This window comes from Niveispirillum fermenti, assembly GCF_052474395.1.
Window position 1 is genome coordinate 74,769 of sequence record NZ_CP156681.1, and the last position, 20,157, is coordinate 94,925.

The following is a 20,157-nucleotide window of genomic DNA, read 5'->3' on the forward strand; positions in this document are numbered from 1 at the left end:
CGGCATTCTTGTCCTGCATCCGGGCGGGCGCAATATCAATCCCGCCAGATGGAAAAGGGGCGGCAGCCTGCGCCACCGCCCCTTGACCGTCCCATATCCCCGCACGCGGAGGGGCTCGTCACATATTGGGATAGTTCGGTCCCCCGCCGCCTTCCGGCACGGTCCAGACGATGTTCTGCAGCGGGTCCTTGATATCGCAGGTCTTGCAATGCACGCAGTTCTGCGCGTTGATCACGAAGCGCGGGTTGGACCCGTCATCATCCCGCATCACCTCGTACACCCCGGCCGGGCAGTAACGCTGCGCCGGTTCGTCATAATTGGGCAGGTTGTACGCGATGGGGATGCCGGGGTCCTTCAGCTTCAGGTGCGCCGGCTGGTCTTCCTCGTGATTGGTGTTGGAAATGAACACCGAGGACAGCCGGTCGAAGCTGATCACGCCATCGGGCTTGGGATACTTGATCTTCCGCGCCATGTTGGCGGGAACCAGGCTTTCATTGTCCGGCTTGGCATGGTGCAGGGTGTAGGGCAGCAGCTTGCCCAGCCCCAGATCATGCGCCCACATCTGGATGCCGCCATGCAGATTGCCCAGCATAAGCCCGGCCTTCAGGCCCGGCTTGACGTTGCGGACCTTGTACAGATCCTCGTAAACCCAGCTTTGCTTCCACGACGCCTCATAGGCGTCCAGCGTGTCGCCGGACCCCACGCCGGATGCCAGCCTGGCGAACGCCGCCTCGGCCGCCAGCATGCCCGTCTTCATGGCATTATGGGTGCCCTTGATGCGCGGCACGTTGACGAAGCCGGCCGAACAGCCGATCAGCGCCCCGCCGGGGAACACCAGCTTCGGCACGGATTGCAGCCCGCCCTCATTGATGGCGCGCGCGCCATAGGACAGGCGCTTGCCGCCCTCCAGATATTTGCGAACGAACGGGTGCTGCTTGAAGCGCTGGAACTCCTCGAACGGCGACAGATGCGGGTTCCAGTAATCCAGGTTCACCACGAAGCCGATCGACACCTGGTTCTCTTCCAGATGGTACATCCAGGAACCGCCGGCCGTCTTGGAATCCAGCGGCCAGCCCTGGGTGTGGATGACCAGACCCTGCTGATGCTTTTCCGGATCGATCTGCCACAGTTCCTTGATGCCGATGCCGTATTTCTGCACGTCGCAGTCGGAGCGCAGATCGAACTTCTCCATCAGCAGCTTGGACAGGTTGCCGCGCACGCCTTCCGCGAAGAAAGTATACTTGCCGTGCAGTTCCATGCCGGGCGTGTAGTTGGCCGTCGGCTCGCCATCCTTGCCGATGCCCATGTCGCCGGTGGCCACACCCTTGACGCTGCCATCCTCGTTGTAAAGCACCTCCGCGGCGGCGAAGCCGGGATAGATCTCAACGCCCAGTTCCTCCGCCTGGCCCGCCAGCCAGCGGCAGAGATTGCCCAGCGAAATGGCGTAGTTGCCGTCATTATGCATCAGCGGCGGCAGCAGGAAGTTCGGAACGCGGATGCCACCCTTTTCCGACAGCATGTAGAAGCGGTCGTCGGTGACGGGGGTGTTCAGAGGGGCGCCCTTTTCCTTCCAGTCGGGGATCAGTTCGGTCAGCCCCCGCGGATCGATGACGTTGCCCGACAGGATGTGGGCCCCCACCTCCGATCCCTTTTCCAGGACGCAGACACTGACCTCCTGACCCTTTTCCGCGGCCAGTTGCTTCAGCCGGATCGCCGCGGACAGGCCCGAAGGCCCCGCGCCGACGATCACGACATCATATTCCATCGATTCGCGTTCCATACCCCGTCCCACCGCTTCCATTACAGCCCGCACCGGCCGGCGGGACCTTGTCATGCGGTCCCTGCGATCCAGCCATGGCGCGGCTGCCGGCCCATCCAGCGGGGCCGGTCCTCTACGACGCTGTTAAGACAGCATAGGCGGATGGTAGGGTCAAACCATGATTGGGCTTGCAGAATCCGTATCGGCCCTGCGCTTCCTGCTGGATGCCGGGGTTGACGAGGCGATCGAGGACACGCCGACCGACTGGTCGGCCGTGGCCATCAGGGCGCGCGGCAAGGCGGCCGGTGCGTCACCGCCCCCCGCCGCACCCCAACCGGCCGCCTCATTGCCGCCGGATCGGGGTCCGGGACCGGCCGCGGGACCAGCAGAGAATGCACAACAGGCTAAAATCGGGAACATACCTCCCCTTGGCGCGAACGAAGCCGGACAGTCGGCGCGCGCCGCGGCGGCCGCAGCCCATGACCTGGATTCGCTGAAGACGGCGCTGGCCGCCTTCGATGGCTGTGCGCTGAAGAAGACGGCCACCAATCTGGTGTTCGGCATGGGCAGCCGGCAGGCCCGCATCATGCTGGTCGGCGAGGCGCCGGGCGAGAACGAGGACCGGCAGGGCCTGCCCTTCGTGGGGCCCGCGGGGCAGTTGCTGGACCGTATGCTGGCCGCCATCGGGCTGGACCGCCATGCCGAAGACCCGGCCAAGGCCGTCTATATCACCAACATGCTGCCCTGGCGCCCGCCCGGCAACCGCAGCCCGACCGACAGCGAGATCGCGGCCTGCATGCCGTTCATGGTGCGGCATATCGAATTGCTGGCGCCCGACTTCCTGATCTTCGCCGGCGGCATCAGTGCCAAGGCCATGCTGAACCGTACCGAAGGCATCACGCGCCTGCGCGGCCGATGGTTCGATTACGGATCGGCCGGCCTGCGCAAGTCGGTGACCGCCATCCCCATGCTGCACCCCGCCTATCTGCTGCGCAACCCGGCCGCCAAGCGGGAAGCCTGGAAGGACCTGCTGGCCCTGCGGCTGCGGCTGGACGGGGCGGACGCGGGCTGATGCGCCCTCAGGCCGCGTCCGGCACGCCGTCGGCCAGGCCGGCCAGCATCAGCGCACCGGTGGCCAGATGTTCGGCCGCCGTCACGGGGGACAGGTTGTAAAACCCCTTCCAGGCCGTTGCCCCGTTGGGATCGCCGATGCCCGGATGCTTCAGCGACCAATGCCGCGCCACCGCCGTGGCGATGATACGGTCGGTGGAAATCAGGCCGGGCAGCCGCACCTCGCTATGCACCGACAGCATCTCCGACACCGCCCACAGCGCCTCCACCGTCAATTGCCGGTATTCGGGGTTCATGATGCGATCCAGCCGGCTTTCCACCTCGCGCGCGAAGTCGCGCTCGCCGGGGGTGCGGTCGGCGCGCAGGGTGGCGCTGTCCAGGCGCATGTCATGGTTGGTGGGATCGGCGATGATCAGGCCGTCGCCATGGCGCAGCAGACCCCAGACGCGGTGGAAGAATTCGTCGGGCACGGGCAGCAGGGTGCCGGCCGTGTCGCGCCAGCCCCACCAGTCCCCGCCCGTCAGGATGTGGGCCGACCAATGGTCCCCCTCCATGGCGAATTCCGGCCGGTCCACGGCGCAGGCCCGCGACAGGACGGGCAGACAGAAATCCCCCGTCATGCCGGGACAGCGGGAAATCAGCCGGCGCAAGCGCGTCAGGATCGTGTGCGGTCCCTCGCCCTTCAGCATCTCCAGCGCCGCGGCCTCCGACACGCCGCGCTGCCGGCCGACGGACCGGACCAGCAGGCCCAGCAGATCGGCTGGCCGGGCCGACAGGGTATAGCGGAACAGTTCGGGGCTGGCCTTGATCAGCGTGCCGCTGAACAGCAGCATCTCTTCCCGCAGCATCAGCGTCGCCGGGTCGCCGCCGATGGCGGCCAGCCGGTGACTGATCTCCGCATTCGCCAGTGGCCGGTCGACGACCGCGCCCGCCCGCGCACAGTCGCCCAGAATCACGTGTTTCTGCCGGACCACGATCTCCTTCACCGCGTCCTGCAGGCGTTCGTCATGCCGGTCCATCAGCCAGGCCAGCGGCCGGACGATGTCCCAGTGCCCGGCATGGCCGGCGGCGCGGTACAGATCCTCCGCCCGCTGCCACAGGGGCCGGCTGTCGCCATCGGGCACGAAATCACGCCCCTGGCGCTGCCAGAGCAGCGAGAGCATCAGCAGGTGCCAGTCGGCCCGCCGCTCCCCGTCCAGCGACCGGGCAAGCCAGGGCGTGTCCCCCTCCTCGATCCAGCGGCGATCCTCCGCACCCGGCGGCGGGGCCGCGAAATCGAAACCGGCACCGGCATCGCGCGCCCGCACGGGCCGGGCGGAAACCGGGCAGGAAGGCGCAATCTGGTCGAAGGCGATGATGCGGGACCCAGCATAGGTGTCGGCCAGATCGCCGCCACGCACCACCAGGTCCGGCACCCTGCCCGCCAGCAGATCGGCCAGCGTGCGGGCCAGTTCGGCGAACCCCTCGCCCGCCGCCATGCCCTTGGACACGGGAAAGACCAGCAACGGCGGCTTGGTGAAGGTCCAGGTGCGGTTGATATAGGCGATTTCCGACAAAAGCCGTTCGACCAGGAACCGGTGGTCATAGGTGAAATAGAAACCGTCCTGTTCATCGACGAAGGTGGGCACGATGACGGCCGGCTGCCCCGCGAAGCGGAAGCCGTTGGCCGTGATCAGCGTGCCCAGCCGGCGCGGCGGCCGACCGGAAAGCCCCAGCGCCTCGCAGCGCCCCAGTTCGGCCAGCGCCCCGACCAGCACATCGACATGGCAGATATGGATGGAGCCACCGCCTTGGGACAGGGTCTGGCAGAAGACGCCATGGCCGCGCAGTTCGGCCTGCACCGGCTCGTCCTCAGCCAGGACGACCAGACGCAGCGGCACCGGCGGCTTGGGCTTCAGCTTGGCCCGCCGGTTCAGCGGATCGACGTCGCCGGCCGACAGATACCCCTCGTCCAGCAGCAGGCCCATGATGAACAGGCTTTGCGCCCACAGCAGCGGCACATTGTCGTTGGGGATGCGCGCCTGGCTGCCGGGGCTGGCGCGCTCCGCCTCCACCGTGTCGGCGGGCACGATGTAAAGCTCCGGCAGCAGCGTGTCGGACCCGCGCTCCACCAGCAGCCCTTCCAGCCGCTCGCGCCATTGCGCCGCCCCGCGCGCATCCCCTGTCAGCAGGGCCGTGACGTAGAAATAGGTGAAGAACAGCGGCCATTCGCTTTCAATGCCACGGAACCGCTCCAACTCGCCCGCCTCGTAATGCAGGCGGGAATGATCCTCCAGCACGGTCTGGTGCCCGTCGGTCAGGAAGCGTTTGCAGCCATAGGGGCCGCCCAGCTTCGACAGGATCTCCGCGCGCGTGCGCTCCACCAGATCAGGCACGTCGACGGCGAAGCCGGGCCAGCCGATGATGGCCAGCAGGGCGGCATCCACCTCCTTCGATCCGGACTCGCGCGGCAGCAGTGCCTCCACCGTGGCCCGGGCCCGCGCGATCTCGTCCGGCACGGCGTGGATGACGGCAACCCGGCCCCCATCCTCCCCGAACAGGTCCAGCCCCTGCATGGCCTCCATGGCGGCCTTGGCCATGCCGATGGAACTGGCGTTCAGTTCCACAGCCCCGTCATTGATCTTGCGTCCCCGCTCCCAGATGCCGAAATCGGCGATGCGATAGGCGGGACCGATGTAATGGACAAGGTTCTGGACGAAGGCCACCTCGTCCATCGTGTAGATCAGCGACATGCCGGACCGCGTCATCTGCGCCAGCATCAGCAGGAACAGCGACGTCGCGTCGATCTGGAGATGTCCCCAGCCATCGTCAGCGGCGACGGCCTCGCCCGTGCTGGCCGAATAGATGGCGTGCAGGCTGTCCAGGGGCGCCTGGGTCTGCTTGAACCGTTCCACCTTCGCGGCCTGACGCATCATGGCCTGCAAAAGGCCCCGCATGGTCTTCACCACGCTTTGTTCCAGAAGGCGGGCGCGTGCCGCGCTGTCGCCGCGGCGGCGATAGGCCAGCGACAGGGCCCAGGGACCGATGATGGAATAGACATTGTCGCGCACCCAGGCATGGGTGTAGTTGCCATGCACCGTCACGGCCGTGGAGGCCGGCAACAACCCGGTGATGGGGTGCTGGCGGGAAAGGATCACCCGGTTCACATGGTCGAACAGCCGATCCAGCGCGGTCTTGGCCGCCTGCGGTCCCTGCTTGCCGATCCCCCGTGGCAATGGCGCTTCCGGCATCTGTCCCCCGTAACAACAACGCCCGCTTCCTGATCCCAAGACTGTAACAGCGTTACCGGCGCGCGCAACTGTTGCAATGCAACATGGGTTGCGAAATCATGGGCGCCATGGGTCGGCCTGATAGGAATGGCGGCCCCTTGCCCGCCGCCCCCTCCGCGTTTGCGACCAGCCCCAGGAAAGAACCGGCCCCATGATCAACCAGCGCGCCAGCGGCATCCTTCTGCACCCGACCTCGCTGCCCGGCGGGCATGGCATCGGGGACATGGGGCCGGCTGCCCGCACCTTCCTGGCGCAACTCCAGGCTGCGGGGCAAACCATATGGCAAATCCTGCCGCTGGCCCCGACCAGCCTGGGCAACAGCCCCTATTCGGCCCTGTCCAGCTTCGCCGGCAACCCGCTGCTGATCAGTTTCGACGATCTGGTGGCCGACGGGCTGGCCGATTCCGCCCTGCTGGACCGTCTGCCCGGAAACGGGCCGGAGCGGGTGGATTATGACGGGGTGGCCGCCATGAAGCTGGCCTCACTGGACATCGTGGCCGGCGATTTCCTGAAACGGTCGTCCGATGACGAGGAGTGGGGCGATTTCGAGCTGTTCCGCGCCCGCAACGATGCCGAATGGCTGGATGATTATGCGCTCTACACCGTGCTGAAGGCCCGCCACCAGGGCAGGGCGTGGCCGGAATGGAACGCGCTCTACATCGCGCGCGATCCCATCGGCATCGGGGAAGCCCGGCATACGCTGTCCTTCGACATCAAGAAGGTGAAGGTGCAGCAGTTCCTTTTCTTCCGGCAATGGATGCGCCTGAAGAAGGAGGCCAACCAGCGCGGCATCCACATCATGGGGGATATCCCCATCTTCGTGGCGGGCGACAGCGCCGATGTCTGGTCCCGCCGCGACCTGTTCGCGCTGGACGAACGCGGCCAGCCCACCGTCGTGGCCGGCGTGCCACCCGATTATTTCTCGGCCACGGGCCAGCGCTGGGGCAACCCGCTCTATCGCTGGGACGCCCACAGGGCGGAAGGTTTCGCCTGGTGGCGGCGGCGCATCGCCCGCACCCTGGAAACGGTCGACATGGTGCGCATCGACCATTTCCGCGGATTTGAAAGCTATTGGGAAATCCCCGCGCAGGAGGAAACGGCCATCCATGGCCAGTGGGTGCCGGCACCGGGTTACGAACTGTTTCAGTCCCTGCGCGATGCCCACGGCCCGCTGCCCATCATCGCGGAGGATCTGGGCATCATCACACCGGAGGTGGAACGGCTGCGCGACCATTTCGGGTTCCCCGGCATGCGCGTGCTCCCGTTCGAGTGGGGCGACCATTTCGAGCCCTGGCACTACGACCCCAACCGCTATGCCGCGCATTCCGTCTTCTATACCGGTACCCACGACAATGACACGATCCTGGGCTGGGTCGCGTCACGCGGGGGCCTGGACGGGGAATTGGGACAGCGCATCCGTTCCTACCTGAACACCGACGGGCGGGAACTGCATTGGGACCTGATCCGCTTCGCCCTGGGCGTGAATGCCGAACTGGCGATCACGCCCCTGCAGGATGTGCTGGGCCTTGGTACCGAAGGCCGCATGAATGTGCCGGGCCAACCCGATGGTAACTGGGGCTGGCGCCTGAAGCCGGGACAATGGCGGGATGAGGATGTGGAGCGGCTGCGCGACCTGACGGCCGCCGCCGGGCGGCTGGTCGCCTGATACCGGCCAGACATCAAAGGCCGGCACCACCAACGGGCGGCTTTCCATGGGCCGGCATGTGCCCGGACGGAAAGGAAAAGGGCCGGCGGAACACCTCCACCGGCCCTTTCCCGCTTCTCAAGGGAATCGCTGATCAGAAATCGGCCGGAGCGGCAATGCCGCTGGCCGACAACTGACCCTTGATCGCATCCTTCAGCCGTTCCAGCCCGTCATTGGCGAACGCCTCGGCGCGCGCCACCAGCACGTCCTGGGTGTTGGAGGCGCGCAGCAGCCACCAGCCGTCCGGCGTCTTCACGCGCACACCATCAATGTCGTTCACCTCGATCCCGCCGGCGGCTGCCTCTTGCTTGACGCGGGCCTTGATCTCCTCCACCGCGGCGAACTTGCGTTCCTCGCTGACCTGGAACCGGACCTCCGGCGTGTTCAGCACATCGGGCAACTCGTCACGCAAGCACGACAGCCTGCCGCGGCGGGACACCAGGCCCAGCAGGCGGACGGCGCAGTAAAGCGCGTCGTCGAAGCCGTAATATTTGTCGGCGAAGAAGATGTGGCCCGACATCTCGCCGGCCAGCGGGCTGCCCGTCTCGGCCATCTTGGCCTTCAGCAGCGAATGGCCCGTCTTCCACATCAGCGGCTTGCCGCCCAGCTTGGCGATCTGGTCGAACAGGGTCTGGCTGGCCTTCACATCGGCGATGATGGTGGCGCCGGGGAACGCCTCCAGCACATCCTTGGAATAGATGGCGACCAACTGGTCGCCCCAGACGATGCGGCCGCGTTCATCGACGGCCCCGATCCGGTCGGCATCGCCATCGAACGCGATGCCCAGGTCCGCCTTCCGGTCGGCCACCTTGTGGATCACATCTTCCAGGTTCTCCGGAATGGTGGGGTCCGGGTGATGGTTGGGAAACGTGCCGTCGATCTGGTCGAACAGCAGCGTATGCGTGCCCGGTAGCTTCTTCACCAGGCGGCGCAGGATCTCCCCGGCCGCGCCGTTGCCATTGTCCCAGACGACGTTCAGATCGGCCGTGCCGTCATAATCCTGCGCCAGGCGGTCGACATAGGTGTCCTGGATGTCGATCGTCTCGTCCGTGCCATCGCCCGTGGCGAAATCGCCCGCCGCGGCGATCTGACCGATCTCCTGGATCTGGCTGCCATAGACGGGGCCCTTGCCCAGCATCATCTTGAAGCCGTTATAGTCGGGCGGATTGTGGGAACCGGTGATCATCACGCCGGCATCCAGCTTCAGATGACGCACCGTGAAATACAGCATGGGCGTCGGGCCCAGACCGATGCGCACCACGTGCAGACCGGTGGATTTCAGCCCTTCCACGGCCGCCGCCTCCAGTTCCGGTGAGGACAGGCGGCCGTCGAAGCCGATGGCCACCTTGCTGCCCCCGCCCCGCACCACCATGGTGCCGAATCCGCGGCCGATGGCACGGGCGTCGTCGGGTGTCAGCGTCTTGCCGATGATGCCGCGGATGTCATATTCGCGCAGGACCGTGGGATGGAACTTGTGCGCCAGGGTCATGTTTGGTTCACCCGAACTGATGTTGGTTAAGAGATGCGTCGCCCGCAGCAAAGCACATGGCGACGCGGCTCGCCAGCTTGTTCCAACGCGCAGAAGCGCAGATTGTTTCGCCACCGCGATGGTAGCGGTGGCGGTAGCACTACAGGACCGGCGAACACCACCGGCCGGCCCGTCAGGCCGCCTTCCGGCTGTTGAAGAAGTCTCGCCGGGCCCACGCCTTGAACGGGTAGGCAAGCTGGCCCAGGAAGGTGTCCGGCACCGGGTCCTTGCAGCCGATATTCACGGGCGGCTTGCGGTCGGCCGGCAGGTGGCGGGTCCCGAACACCACATCCCAGAGGATGAAGTTCTCGCCATAGTTCACATTGCCCTCGATCGGGTCGCGGTTGTGATGCCAGCGATGCAGTTCCGGTGTGGAGAACACCCAGTTCAGCGGGCCGCACCGCATGTCGACATTGCAGTGGGTCAGGAAGCCGATATAGGTGGTGATCGCCAGCACCCACAGAATGACATCCTTGGGCGCCCCCAGCACACCGGCGATGACCATGGCGAACGCCGTCTTCCAGAGGCTGTCCAGGAAATGGAAGCGCCCGGTATTGACAATCCACAGGCGGGTGACGCTGTGATGGATGGCGTGCCAATGCCAGATGGCGCGGAATTCATGGGCGGTGCGATGGGCCCAATAAAGCCCGAACTCCGCCGCGACCAGGGCCAGCAGCACCTGTGCCCACAGGGGCCAGTCGCCCGGCCAGAAGCCGCTGGCCGTCTGCGGCCCTGCATGGTCCAGCCCCGCGATGGCAATGGAAGCGGCGATCACCTGCCCCAGCCCCTTGTTCAGCAGCGTATGCGCGATGTCGTTGAAAAGCTGTCCATCGCTTCTCGCCCATTCCCGTTCATAAGGCATCACCCTTTCCAAAACCAACAGGGTGGCGGCCAGGCCGAAATAGGTCGCGTTGAAAGCCAGCACGGCATGACCCGACTGCCAGCCATACCAATAGCCGGCGATGCAGATAGCGACCAGAAAGGGCCACAGCAGATGGGCGATGACGACGCGCATCGGTCTTCCTTTTGGCGAGAACCCATGGATGTATTGCCGTTTGCGGCACTCTCGCGCAAGGTTTCCCGGTGTCGCAGGCGGCATTTCACAGGGATGGTTGGAATATCATGAAGATCGGGCTGGCTTTGGGCAGTGGGGCCGCGCGCGGCTGGGCACATGTGGGTGTGATGCGGGCGCTGGCAGAGTTCGGATTGAAGCCCGATGTCATCACCGGCACATCCGTGGGCGCGCTGGTCGGCGCCGCCTATCTGACCGACCTGCTGGACGAACTGCAGGAATATGCCCAGGGGTTCGGCATGCTGGATGTGCTGAAGCTGCTGGACCTCACCTTCTCCCGCGGGGGGCTGGTCAGCGTCGAAAAGGCTTATGACCGCTTCCGCAACGAGCGCACGGACGTACCCATCGAGTCGCTGCCCATCCCCTTCGCCGCGGTGGCCACGGACCTTTCCACGGGCAAGGAGGTGTGGCTGCGCGAAGGGCATCTGCTGGATGTCGTGCGCGCGTCTGCGGCGATACCCGGCATGTTTCCCGCCGTGCCGTTCCAGAACATGTGGCTGGCCGATGGCGCGCTGGTGAACCCGGTGCCCGTTTCCTTGTGCCGGGCGCTGGGGGCCGAGGTCGTGATCGCCATCAACCTGAACGGCGACCTGTCGCAGATGCCCCGCCTGTCCAAGGCGCAACTGGGCCCCGTCAATGTCAGCCTGCCTGAACATCCGATCGGGGAAACGCCCCCGGAAAAGCCACTGCGCGAAGTGGCCAAACCCCTGGCCAAGCTGGCGGCCAGACTGAACCAGGTGGGCGAGCACGCCCGCCAGTTCGCCACCCACCTGAAGCCCCTGCCCCGACCGCCAAGCCCCGGCGTGCTGGAGGTGATGGCCAGTTCGATCGACATCATGCAGGACCGGATAACCCGCTCCCGCCTGGCCGGAGAGCCGCCGGACGTGCTGATCACGCCGCGCATCGGCCATATCGGCATCCTGGAATTCGAACGCGCCGAGGAATTGATCGAGCTGGGCTATACCGCCGCCATCGCCATGCGGCCCGCCGTGGAACTGGCCATGACACGATAGGCGCGCGGCCCCGGCAGGAGGTGCCAACAGAACGATTTCCTTCCCTGATCATAAGTTGTATTATTATAAATAAATACAATTATAATCAGGGAAAGACCATGTCCGAAGTAACATCCAATTTTGGTTCCAATCCCGAAGACAATCCATTCTACCTGCTGGCCACCATCGACGGCGTCCCTGCCGCCGATGACCAGGACCGGATCAACGCCAATCGCATCGCCTGGAACCGCTACTATGCATCCTCAACCGGGCCAACCGCACCCGGCATTTCCGACGCGGAAAAAGTCCCCCTGACAGATGAGGAATTATCCGCGCTTCGCCGGAAATTTGCGGCGAGAGCCGATGGTCGATCCATCGCCCTCCCCTCCGTTTCGGAAAATATCAATTTCTCCGGGTGTATATTCGAGAAACCCGTATCTTTCCAAGGCTATGTTTTCCGCAGGAAATGCGACTTCAATAATACGACCTTCAAGGATGAAGCCAATTTCAGCAGCGTCGCGTTTGTCGGGGATGTAAATTTTGACGACTCAAAGCTGATGAAAATGGCCAAATTCAATAACTCGATATTCCATGAAAGGTCCAGTTTCTGCCGTACAGTCTTTTCCAATACGATTTATTTCGAGTCAGCCAAATTCCATAAGTCCACCAGCTTCGAGAATGCCGTGTTCGAGAAAAGCGTATACTTTGAGAGCGCAACCTTCGGCAGCAGCATTACCTTCGTCAATACAGAGATGAAGGCGCGCACTACATTCGAAAGATGCAATTTCAAACGCTATCCACCGGACTTTGCCGGCGCCAAACTGCACGAGGGCACCATATGGGAGGCAAAATTCCCCGCCCCGCCGACGCAGGGCGATGCAAGCCGGTTCATCATTGCCTATGAGCGTTTGAAGCTTGAAATGGACCGGCTGAAGAAGCATGAAGACGAACTGAAATTCTTTGCCATGGAACTTGAATGCCGCCGGGTCATCGCGCCTGATCGCAGCAAATGGCCGTTCCTTCTTTATCGCGTTCTTTGCAATTATGGACAGAGCTTCGTGCGGCCTTTCATATGGCTCATGGGGGTGATCATTGTCGGGGCCCTCCCACTCTGGTGGGTCAAGGAGCCTCGGGACCTGTTCCTGTCACTGGGGATCAGCACAGCCAATACGCTGGGCTCGCTCGGTCTGCGCAAGGATCTGATCGATCCGGAAACCCTGCAAGGCCTGCCGGATTGGGCATACTTGCTGAGCGGCCTGCAAACCGTTTTGGGACTGGTCCTGCTGTTCCTGATCAGCCTGGGCCTGCGTAACCGCTTCCGCATGCGGTAAGCGCCGGATGTACCCGCCTGCGACGAGGTCCCCCATCGCAGGCGGGTATCACGCATCCGCAGCCAGCCGTATCCAGGTCAACTCGTGCTTGTTCTGGCACAGGTGGACCAGTTGCGAACCTGGAATGGCGGCGAACGCGCGCGCCGTCTCATGGTCCGTTTCCCCCTGGAATTTCAGGGTGCAGACATAATTGCGCGCCAGTCCCGATAGCAGCCAGCCCTGGATCATGCGGTAAAGCCGCGAGGGGTAGCAGATCACGTCGCAGGCCAGCCAATCGACGGGTCCGATATCGGCGGGCTTGAGGCCGAAGGCGCTTTCCCGCCGTTCCGTGACACCGGGCAAGGCCGCGATGGCGGGGTCGAGCGGTGCCTTGTCCACGGCAATCACACGCGCGCCACAGCTTTGCATGACCCAGGTCCAGCCCCCGGGGCAGGCGCCCAGATCGATGCATTGTTCCCCCGGCTTCGGCGTATGGCCGATCCGGGTGAACGCCTCCCACAGCTTCAGATAGGCGCGGTTGGGAGGCGTGACCTTGTCCTCGACAAACTCGATCTCGCCATTGCGGAACGGGCTGGCGCAATGCGCCGCCGCCAGAATCGTATTTTCGTTCAGCAATGTCCAGGACCCCAGCGGCGCCGTCGGCGCCGGCGCCGGAAAGACCAGCGGCCGGGCCGAAACATGGGGCAGGTTATCCTGGATCAGTTGCGCGCGGCGGTGATGCTGGAAACCGTACAGCGCCCAATTGCGCTGGATGGCGCGCAGGGCCTTGGCCCCCTGCTTGATCGACTGGATCGGAATCAGAACCGGGTCGTACCAGACATTCTGCGCCCAGGCGGCCGGGCGCGGCGGCCCGTCGGCCAGCACCAGGCGCCCATGCACGGACCGCACGTCGCCCAGTTCGACCAAAAGCGGTTCCAGATAATCCTCGGCCGCCAGATAGGCAGTGGCCCCGAGCGGCGTTGCCGTCGGGGCCGTCACATCGGCATGCGTCATGCTTGACCCGTGCGGAGGGTTCAGGAGGGCATATCGCTGGACGCGATCACGGCCTGGGTGCGGTTGCGCACGCCCAGGCTGCGCATGACGGCCGTGACATGGATCTTCACGGTGCCTTCCGAAAGGCCCAGCTCATAGGCGATCTGCTTGTTCGACTTGCCTTCACGCAGGCAGCGCAACACATCGCGCTGACGCTGGGTCAGGGCAGGGGTGCCGCCGGCGCCACCGCCAGGACCCGGCGATACACCGGGGAGCCCGCCGGCACCACCCCCGACACCGGGCCCATCACCCAGCAGGGCAGCCGGCGGCACATAGACGCCACCGGAGAAGATCAGGTTCAGCGCCGACAGCATGATCTTCACGGAAGAGGATTTGGGGATATAGCCCGACGCGCCAGCATCCAGCGCGGCACGCACGTCGGCCTGCGATTCGGACGCCGAAACGATGACAACGGGGGTGCCGGCCTGCGCCTCGCACACTTCCTGGACACCATTGAAACCCGGAAAGCCCGGCATCTGCAGGTCCAGCAGGACCAGATCAAAATCCTGCCCATCCCGGGCCAGTTCCCGGACCTCATCGAACGTGCCCGCCTCGACAAAGCTGGCCTGGCTGTCCAATTGGGTCAAAAGTCGGCAAAGCCCTTCGCGAAACAACAGATGGTCGTCGCCTATCAGGATTTTCATTCGTCGATCCCAGCCCAATCATAAAACGTGCAGCCACCCGCCCGCGCCGCCCACGCAGGCCCCGGATGGCCATCCTTCCGATCCTGCCACTTTGTGGTCAGCATCACACCCTTAATAAATCAAAATCATGCGGCTGTCTGTGACAACTATCTCATTGCCGCCGTGTTGACAGGGAGGGGGCCAGTCATCCTGCCTCCCTTCCCCGACAAGCGGGGCCCGTTCTCCCGGCTTTGTTGCGAAGCGGGGGTCCGGCATGGCACAACAGGAGAAGGCACCCACGGTCTGAAGACCTGAAGGTGCGGGACAGATCGATCATGGCATTCAATACAGGCTCCAAGATGCCCCAAAAAGTGCGCAAGGCCGTATTCCCGGTCGCAGGTCTGGGCACCCGCTTCCTGCCGGCGACCAAGGCCATCCCGAAGGAAATGCTGCCCCTGGCCGACCGGCCACTGATCCAGCATGCCGTGGATGAGGCCAAGGCCGCCGGCATCGACCAGTTCTGCTTCGTCACCAGTCGCGGCAAGAGCCCGCTGGAAGACCATTTCGACCTCAATTACGAGCTGAACGAGACGCTGCGCCGTCGCGGCAAGGCCGAACTGCTGAAGATCGTCGAGGATATCCAGATCGAGTTGGGCTATCTCTCCTATGTCCGACAGGCCGAGCCGCTGGGCCTGGGCCATGCCGTCTGGTGCGCGCGCGAATTTGTGGGCAATGAGCCCTTTGCCGTGCTGCTGCCTGATGAGCAGGTGCTGGGAACCAGACCCTGCCTTGCGCAGATGATGGACGCCTATGAACAGGTCGGCGGCAATCTGTTGTCCGTGTTCGAGGTGCCGCGGGAACAGACGAACAAATACGGCATCCTCGACATCGCGTCGGAGGATGGAAAGCTGGTCGCCGTGAAGGGGCTGGTGGAGAAGCCGGACCCCGCCGTGGCGCCCAGCAACCTATCGATCCAGGGCCGTTACATCCTGCAGCCCGAGGTGTTCAAGCACCTGTCGGTGTTCGAGAAGGGCGCGGGCGGGGAGATCCAGTTGACCGACGCCATGGCCAAGCTGATCGGCAACCAGCCCTTCCACGGGTTCAAGTTCGAGGGCGAGCGCTTCGATTGCGGCGACAAGCTGGGCTTCGTGCTGGCCAATGTCGCCTATGCCCTGAACCGGCCCGACATGTCGGAGAAGGTGCGCACGGCATTGAAGGCGATGTTGTAGGACCGGCTTCCCGTCCGGCTTCGCGCAATGGTAAAAGCAAGGTGATAAAAAGGGGCGGGTGACCGCCCCTTTTTTCATGCCCTGATTTTCACACTCCAAAGCATGCCCTGCCGTCGCATCCCGCTTTTCGGGTGCCGTCCGTCCGGACCCGTGGAAGAGATCGGACGGGGCGAATGGCGGTCGGGGGACCGGCTCCGGTCAATAATCCCATTCGAACTGGATGCCCACCTTGCTTTCGGTCCCGACTTCGCCACGGGCCTTGATGTTCTGGGTGATGCCGTATTCCACCGTGGCCTTGCTCTGTCCGGTGCCCAGTTCCTGCTCGACGCCGATATAGATGTTGTCGCCGACATAGCGGCCGGCCGCGACCGTGCCGGCGCCCTGCCCGTCCTCGCTGCCCCGGAATTCAAGGCGATCCACGCCCAGGGAGCGTTTCACATTGTCCACGAATCCGGGACCACTGCCGAACAGGCCGGCAAGCTGGGCGGCACTTTGCGCCAACTGCACGGCCTCCAGCGCCGAAAGCTGACCGGCACCACGGTTGAACAGCAGCCGGGCCAGCACCTCATCCTCCGGATAGGGCGGTTCGGACGAGAGTTTCACCACGGGCTTCGACGGCCGCCCCGACACTTCCACGATGGCCGTCAACTCGCCCCGCTGGGTGCGGGCCGACACGTCCAGCGACGGGTCGAAGGCATTGTCGCCCATGAAACCGATATTGACACGCGACAGGGTGAAGGTCTGGCCCAGCAGCGCCATCTCGCCCTTGACCAGCGAGACGCCGCCGGTGACCAGTGGTGCCTCCGACGTGCCGCGCAGCTTCAGCGACGCCTTCAGTTCGGCATCCAGGCCCCGCCCGCTGACATAGATCTGGTTGGGCGCCTCGATATCCACATTGAAGCGGATGACCAGCTTGGGCGGCGGCGTGCCTTCCGGCGTGGCGTCGGCGCTGCTGACGGCACCCGGGGGCGGCACGCGGCGGGGATGGTTGATCTCCACCACCTTCAACTGCACGACAGAGGAGGGCAGTTTGTCCGGCATGCGGACATAGGCCTGCTGCACATCCACCCGGCCCGCGATGGTCACGTCGGTCAGGCTGCCCGTCACGGTGATGTCCGCACCGGCAATGGCCTCCACCATGTCGACATTGGTCAGCTTGGCCCGGTTGGCCTTCAGATGCAGGTCGATCTGCCGGTCGCCCAGTTCGGGACGCAATCCCAGCGACCCGGCCACGGTGACGGTGCCGCCGCCGGCGGTCCGGCCTTCGAATCGCTCGATGGAGAGGCCCTGGGTGTCGCCTGTCAGCACGGCCTGGATATCCGTGATCTGGGTGCCCCATTGCTGGTTCTCATACCGGGCATTCTCCAGCCGGACGGACCCGCTCAATTGCCGTTCCGCCAGCGTGCCCCCCAGGGTGAGGTCCAGAACCATCTGCCCGCCCAGCCGGTCGCCCGTGCTGGCCAGGAAATCATTCAGCCGCCGCAGGGCAAGGTTGCCTTCCAACCGGCCGCTGACGGGCTGGTCGGTGGGAATGGCGATGTTGGTCACCGATCCCTGCATGACCAGGGGCAGATCGCCCCGCGCCGTCAGGCCGACGCCGGACCCGGCGGAATCGACATGCGCCTCCAGCGCGACGCGGCCATCGCGCCAGGTCGCGGCCAGCGTCGCGCCGATGGGCGAAGGCCCGCGTTGCGCCTGCGGCGTCACGGCGAAATCGGTCAGTTTCAGCGACAGCGTGCCCCGCGGATCGCGCACATTGCCCGAAAGTTCGGCCGATCCGTCGATATGGCCGTAAAGTGTCAGGGTGGGGTCGATCAGGCGTACCCAGTTCAGCGGCACCCGCGACAGGGCCAGCCGTCCGTCGATACCACGAGCCGACAGGTCGGCCGTCAGGTCGATGCGCGCATCGCCGGCCAGCACGACCAGCCGGTCGACCCCGACCACCCCCTCGCCAAAGGCCAGGTCGGCCGGATTGGCCAGGTGGAAATCGGTATCGGCGTAGGTGCCGGACAGATCGCGCAGTCCCAGGCGGGTCACGCCGTCCTTGGCCCCCGTCGCCAACTGCGCAGCCATGGCCAGACGCAGCGGCGCCGCGCCGCGCTTGCCCGCCAGATCGAACCGCAGCGCCAGATCGGCCAGGGGTCCCTGCGCGCTGCCCGTGATCCGGTCCAGGTCCAACGTGCCGGCATCCACACCGGTGATGGTGAAGCCGGCATCCAGCGGATGGTCGCGGCCGGCGCCGTCAAGCCGGGCGGCCAGCGAGATGGTGGCGACGCGCTGCCCGTGCCAGCGGCGCCAGATCTCCTTGAAATCCGCCTTCAGGTCCAGCGACTGCCTGCCCTGTTCGGCCGACAGGGACAGGTCGATGGTGCCATTGCCCCAGACCTCGTCCCCCGCGATGAAGGCCAGGATGCCCAGGTCGGGCACCGTGCCCTGGAACCGGCCGCTGGCCAGTCCCGTGCCCGTGTCCAGCCGCAGCCCGCCCGTGAAACGGTTGATGCCAACCACGGCCTCCAGGTCAGCGACCTCCAGGATGCCGTCGGCCAGCGCCAGGTTGGTTTCCGCCGCGATGCGCTGACCGTTCAGCCTGGTTTCCAGCGTGGCACGGCCGTTGGGCGCCGTGGTCGCATTGGCCAGACGCGCGTCCAGGCGCGTGTCGGGCAGTCTCAGCCCGTCCAGCACCACACCATCGCCGCGCACCTCCAGTTCCAGGCTGTCCGCGACGGGGCTGCGCAGGCGGGCCGTGACCGCACCCACCATTTCCATGCCCAGCCCGCGCGACAGCGGCGACAGGTCCGGCACCTCCGCCGTGGCGTCGGCCGTGATGCCATCCGCCCCATAGCGGCCCTGGGCCGTCAGGCTCATCAGCGGGGTGCGCACCGACAGCGCGCGCAGCACCGTTTCCGCCCCTACCGTGATATCGGCCGTCAGTTCGGTGCGCCCGGCCAGCAATGCGTTGGCCTGGTCCTGGCCCACGCCCAGCCCGTCGGCCTGGCCCTTCAGCAGGACCGCCGTCTCGCCGTTGCGGCGGCGCACCGTGGCCTCTGCCGTCATGGCGCCGGACAGGGGCCGGCCGGCCATGTTGGACAGCGGCGCCAGATTGCGGGCCGCCATGTTGATGGCCAGATCGCCATCCTGACCCCAGCCGGTCAGTACACCCTTGGCCGTCGCGGTCATGGAAGTGCCGTTGAAGGCCAGTTGCGACAGATCGATACGGCCCGGGGCCGGCGTCAGGACGGCGCGCGTCACCATGGTGGCGCGCGGGCCTGTCAGGGTCGCCAGCGGCCCCGCCAGCCCCTGCAGCGCCATGTCGGCCGCAACGTCGATCTTTTCCATCCCCGGCTCGGCCTTCACGACACCCTTGATGCCCAGCGTCGCGGCCGTCAGGTCGGGCAGGACGACACGGTCCAGCACCATGTCGGTGGCCAGATGCGGCGCCTCCGGCGTGCCCGTCAGGGTCAGGCTGCCGCGCGCCGCGGCGAAGGCGGCCGGTGCCACCATCGGGTCCAGGGGTGCGGCGTCGGGCACCTCCACCCAGGCACCGACATTCAGCGCCCTTGTTTCAAGATCGAACTGGCCGCCGCCGGACACCCGGCCGATGGCGGCCTCGATCCCCACGCCGTCCAGCGCGATCAGCTTGCCCGGATCGATCAGGCCACCGGCCCCCACCTTCAGATCCGGCCCGACCAGGTCACGGATGGATGGCGGCAGCAGGGCCTGCATGTTGCCGGCAAGATCCAGGCCGAAGGTCAACTTGGTGCCGACGGGCCGGATACGGAATTCCGCGCGGGCATCGGCCTGATCGCCGGCCTTGGCCGTTGCCGTGCCGGTCCAGTCCGACAGGGTGCCGTCGCCCTGCAGCGTCAGCACGACGGCCGGCCGGCCGGGAATATCCAGCAGTTCCGCCAGCAGTCCGTTGCCTTCCTCCGTCGCCTCCGCCGCCAGGGTCAGCCTTCCGCCCGGCCGGTAGGCGCCGGATACGGCCAGCGTGCCCGGATGCTCGTCGATGCGCGCGATATCCAGCGCCCCGGCGCCGGCCAGTTCGCCCGATGGCAGATTGAGATGGCCCGATACGGTCAGCAGCGCCGGCTCCCCGCCCAGCAGCGCAGCGCCCAGCGTCACCCGCCCCACCGCCAGCCGGTCCACCGTCACGGAAACGGGGAGACGCAACGGCGTGGTTCCGGCTTCCGTCTGGTCGGGCGACGGCAGGGGCTGACGGGCCACATCCACCGTCGCAGCCCCGACCTTCGCCACCTCCAGCGACCGGCCGAGCAGCGGCCAGGGGGTCCAGTCCAGCCTCGCATCGGTGACAATCAGCCAGATGCCGTCGGCATCGGCCATCGTCACGCGGGCCAGGCGCAGGTCGAAGATGGAGCCGTCCGCCCCCTCCACGACCAGCCCCGGCACGGCCTTCTGTGCCTGTGCCAGGATGACGTCACGCCCCGATGGCGTGGACAGCCAGATACCGGCGCCGATGACCAGCAGCAAAACCAGTGCCAGAAGCCCCGCCAGGCCGGCGGCGATCCAGATCAGGACAGCGCGCATG

At 65.6% G+C, this 20,157-nt stretch carries 12 protein-coding genes; 5 read left to right on the forward strand and 7 right to left on the reverse strand.

Translation table 11 applies throughout. The annotated features are described in order from the left end of the window. Window positions 1–118 precede the first annotated feature (118 nt). The gene (locus ABC728_RS11785; protein WP_416618223.1) at window positions 119–1,780 is read right to left on the reverse strand and encodes an electron transfer flavoprotein-ubiquinone oxidoreductase; all 1,662 of its coding nucleotides are present in this window, start codon (window positions 1,778–1,780) and stop codon (window positions 119–121) included. Window positions 1,781–1,937: 157 nt separating this feature from the next. Between ABC728_RS11785 and ABC728_RS11790 the strand changes: the two genes are divergently transcribed. Further along, window positions 1,938–2,831 (forward strand): uracil-DNA glycosylase, encoded by an 894-nt coding sequence (locus ABC728_RS11790; protein WP_416618222.1) that lies wholly within the window; start codon window positions 1,938–1,940, stop codon window positions 2,829–2,831. 7 nt (window positions 2,832–2,838) lie between these two features. Here ABC728_RS11790 and ABC728_RS11795 read toward each other — a convergent pair whose 3' ends face one another. Then, window positions 2,839–6,060: a glycoside hydrolase family 15 protein gene (locus tag ABC728_RS11795; protein WP_416618221.1), complete on the reverse strand. Its 3,222-nt coding sequence runs from the start codon at window positions 6,058–6,060 to the stop codon at window positions 2,839–2,841. A 190-nt stretch (window positions 6,061–6,250) separates the two neighbouring features. On the opposite strand from ABC728_RS11795, the gene malQ reads away from it, so the two are divergent. Then, on the forward strand, window positions 6,251–7,765 hold the full coding sequence (gene malQ, locus ABC728_RS11800) for a 4-alpha-glucanotransferase (RefSeq protein WP_416618220.1): 1,515 nt from the start codon (window positions 6,251–6,253) through the stop codon (window positions 7,763–7,765). A 133-nt stretch (window positions 7,766–7,898) separates the two neighbouring features. On the opposite strand, the gene pgmG is transcribed toward malQ, so the two are convergent. Together pgmG and ABC728_RS11810 are read right to left on the reverse strand one after the other, a co-directional pair. Continuing rightward, window positions 7,899–9,293 (reverse strand): phosphoglucomutase/phosphomannomutase PgmG, encoded by a 1,395-nt coding sequence (pgmG, locus tag ABC728_RS11805; protein ID WP_416618219.1) that lies wholly within the window; start codon window positions 9,291–9,293, stop codon window positions 7,899–7,901. A gap of 172 nt (window positions 9,294–9,465) precedes the next feature. Further along, window positions 9,466–10,347 carry a sterol desaturase family protein gene (locus ABC728_RS11810; RefSeq protein ID WP_416618218.1) on the reverse strand — a complete coding sequence of 294 codons (882 nt, stop codon included), beginning with the start codon at window positions 10,345–10,347 and terminating at the stop codon, window positions 9,466–9,468. A gap of 107 nt (window positions 10,348–10,454) precedes the next feature. Between ABC728_RS11810 and ABC728_RS11815 the strand changes: the two genes are divergently transcribed. Beyond that, on the forward strand, window positions 10,455–11,417 hold the full coding sequence (locus ABC728_RS11815; RefSeq protein WP_416618217.1) for a patatin-like phospholipase family protein: 963 nt from the start codon (window positions 10,455–10,457) through the stop codon (window positions 11,415–11,417). Between the two features lie 98 nt (window positions 11,418–11,515). Next, window positions 11,516–12,727, forward strand: a complete 1,212-nt coding sequence (locus tag ABC728_RS11820) for a pentapeptide repeat-containing protein (protein WP_416618216.1) — start codon at window positions 11,516–11,518, stop codon at window positions 12,725–12,727. A gap of 48 nt (window positions 12,728–12,775) precedes the next feature. Here ABC728_RS11820 and ABC728_RS11825 read toward each other — a convergent pair whose 3' ends face one another. Continuing rightward, window positions 12,776–13,720 carry an SAM-dependent methyltransferase gene (locus tag ABC728_RS11825; protein ID WP_416618215.1) on the reverse strand — a complete coding sequence of 315 codons (945 nt, stop codon included), beginning with the start codon at window positions 13,718–13,720 and terminating at the stop codon, window positions 12,776–12,778. Window positions 13,721–13,740: 20 nt separating this feature from the next. Next, window positions 13,741–14,403 carry a LuxR C-terminal-related transcriptional regulator gene (locus ABC728_RS11830; protein ID WP_416618214.1) on the reverse strand — a complete coding sequence of 221 codons (663 nt, stop codon included), beginning with the start codon at window positions 14,401–14,403 and terminating at the stop codon, window positions 13,741–13,743. A 338-nt stretch (window positions 14,404–14,741) separates the two neighbouring features. Between ABC728_RS11830 and galU the strand changes: the two genes are divergently transcribed. Further along, window positions 14,742–15,611 (forward strand): UTP--glucose-1-phosphate uridylyltransferase GalU, encoded by an 870-nt coding sequence (gene galU / locus ABC728_RS11835; RefSeq protein WP_445376667.1) that lies wholly within the window; start codon window positions 14,742–14,744, stop codon window positions 15,609–15,611. A 198-nt stretch (window positions 15,612–15,809) separates the two neighbouring features. Here the strand turns inward: galU and ABC728_RS11840 are convergent, their stop codons facing one another. Then, window positions 15,810–20,156, reverse strand: a complete 4,347-nt coding sequence (locus ABC728_RS11840) for a translocation/assembly module TamB domain-containing protein (protein ID WP_416618213.1) — start codon at window positions 20,154–20,156, stop codon at window positions 15,810–15,812. Window position 20,157: the final 1 nt, after the last annotated feature.

Bases quoted from the DNA above. Each gene is read 5' to 3' on its own strand.
- ABC728_RS11810 (WP_416618218.1), bottom strand. From the start codon at position 10,347: ATGCGCGTCGTCATCGCCCATCTGCTGTGGCCCTTTCTGGTCGCTATC.
- ABC728_RS11825 (WP_416618215.1), bottom strand. From the start codon at position 13,720: ATGACGCATGCCGATGTGACGGCCCCGACGGCAACGCCGCTCGGGGCC.
- ABC728_RS11820 (WP_416618216.1), top strand. From the start codon at position 11,516: ATGTCCGAAGTAACATCCAATTTTGGTTCCAATCCCGAAGACAATCCA.
- ABC728_RS11840 (WP_416618213.1), bottom strand. From the start codon at position 20,156: ATGCGCGCTGTCCTGATCTGGATCGCCGCCGGCCTGGCGGGGCTTCTG.
- ABC728_RS11795 (WP_416618221.1), bottom strand. From the start codon at position 6,060: ATGCCGGAAGCGCCATTGCCACGGGGGATCGGCAAGCAGGGACCGCAG.
- ABC728_RS11815 (WP_416618217.1), top strand. From the start codon at position 10,455: ATGAAGATCGGGCTGGCTTTGGGCAGTGGGGCCGCGCGCGGCTGGGCA.
- malQ (WP_416618220.1), top strand. From the start codon at position 6,251: ATGATCAACCAGCGCGCCAGCGGCATCCTTCTGCACCCGACCTCGCTG.
- galU (WP_445376667.1), top strand. From the start codon at position 14,742: ATGCCCCAAAAAGTGCGCAAGGCCGTATTCCCGGTCGCAGGTCTGGGC.
- ABC728_RS11785 (WP_416618223.1), bottom strand. From the start codon at position 1,780: ATGGAACGCGAATCGATGGAATATGATGTCGTGATCGTCGGCGCGGGG.
- ABC728_RS11790 (WP_416618222.1), top strand. From the start codon at position 1,938: ATGATTGGGCTTGCAGAATCCGTATCGGCCCTGCGCTTCCTGCTGGAT.
- ABC728_RS11830 (WP_416618214.1), bottom strand. From the start codon at position 14,403: ATGAAAATCCTGATAGGCGACGACCATCTGTTGTTTCGCGAAGGGCTT.
- pgmG (WP_416618219.1), bottom strand. From the start codon at position 9,293: ATGACCCTGGCGCACAAGTTCCATCCCACGGTCCTGCGCGAATATGAC.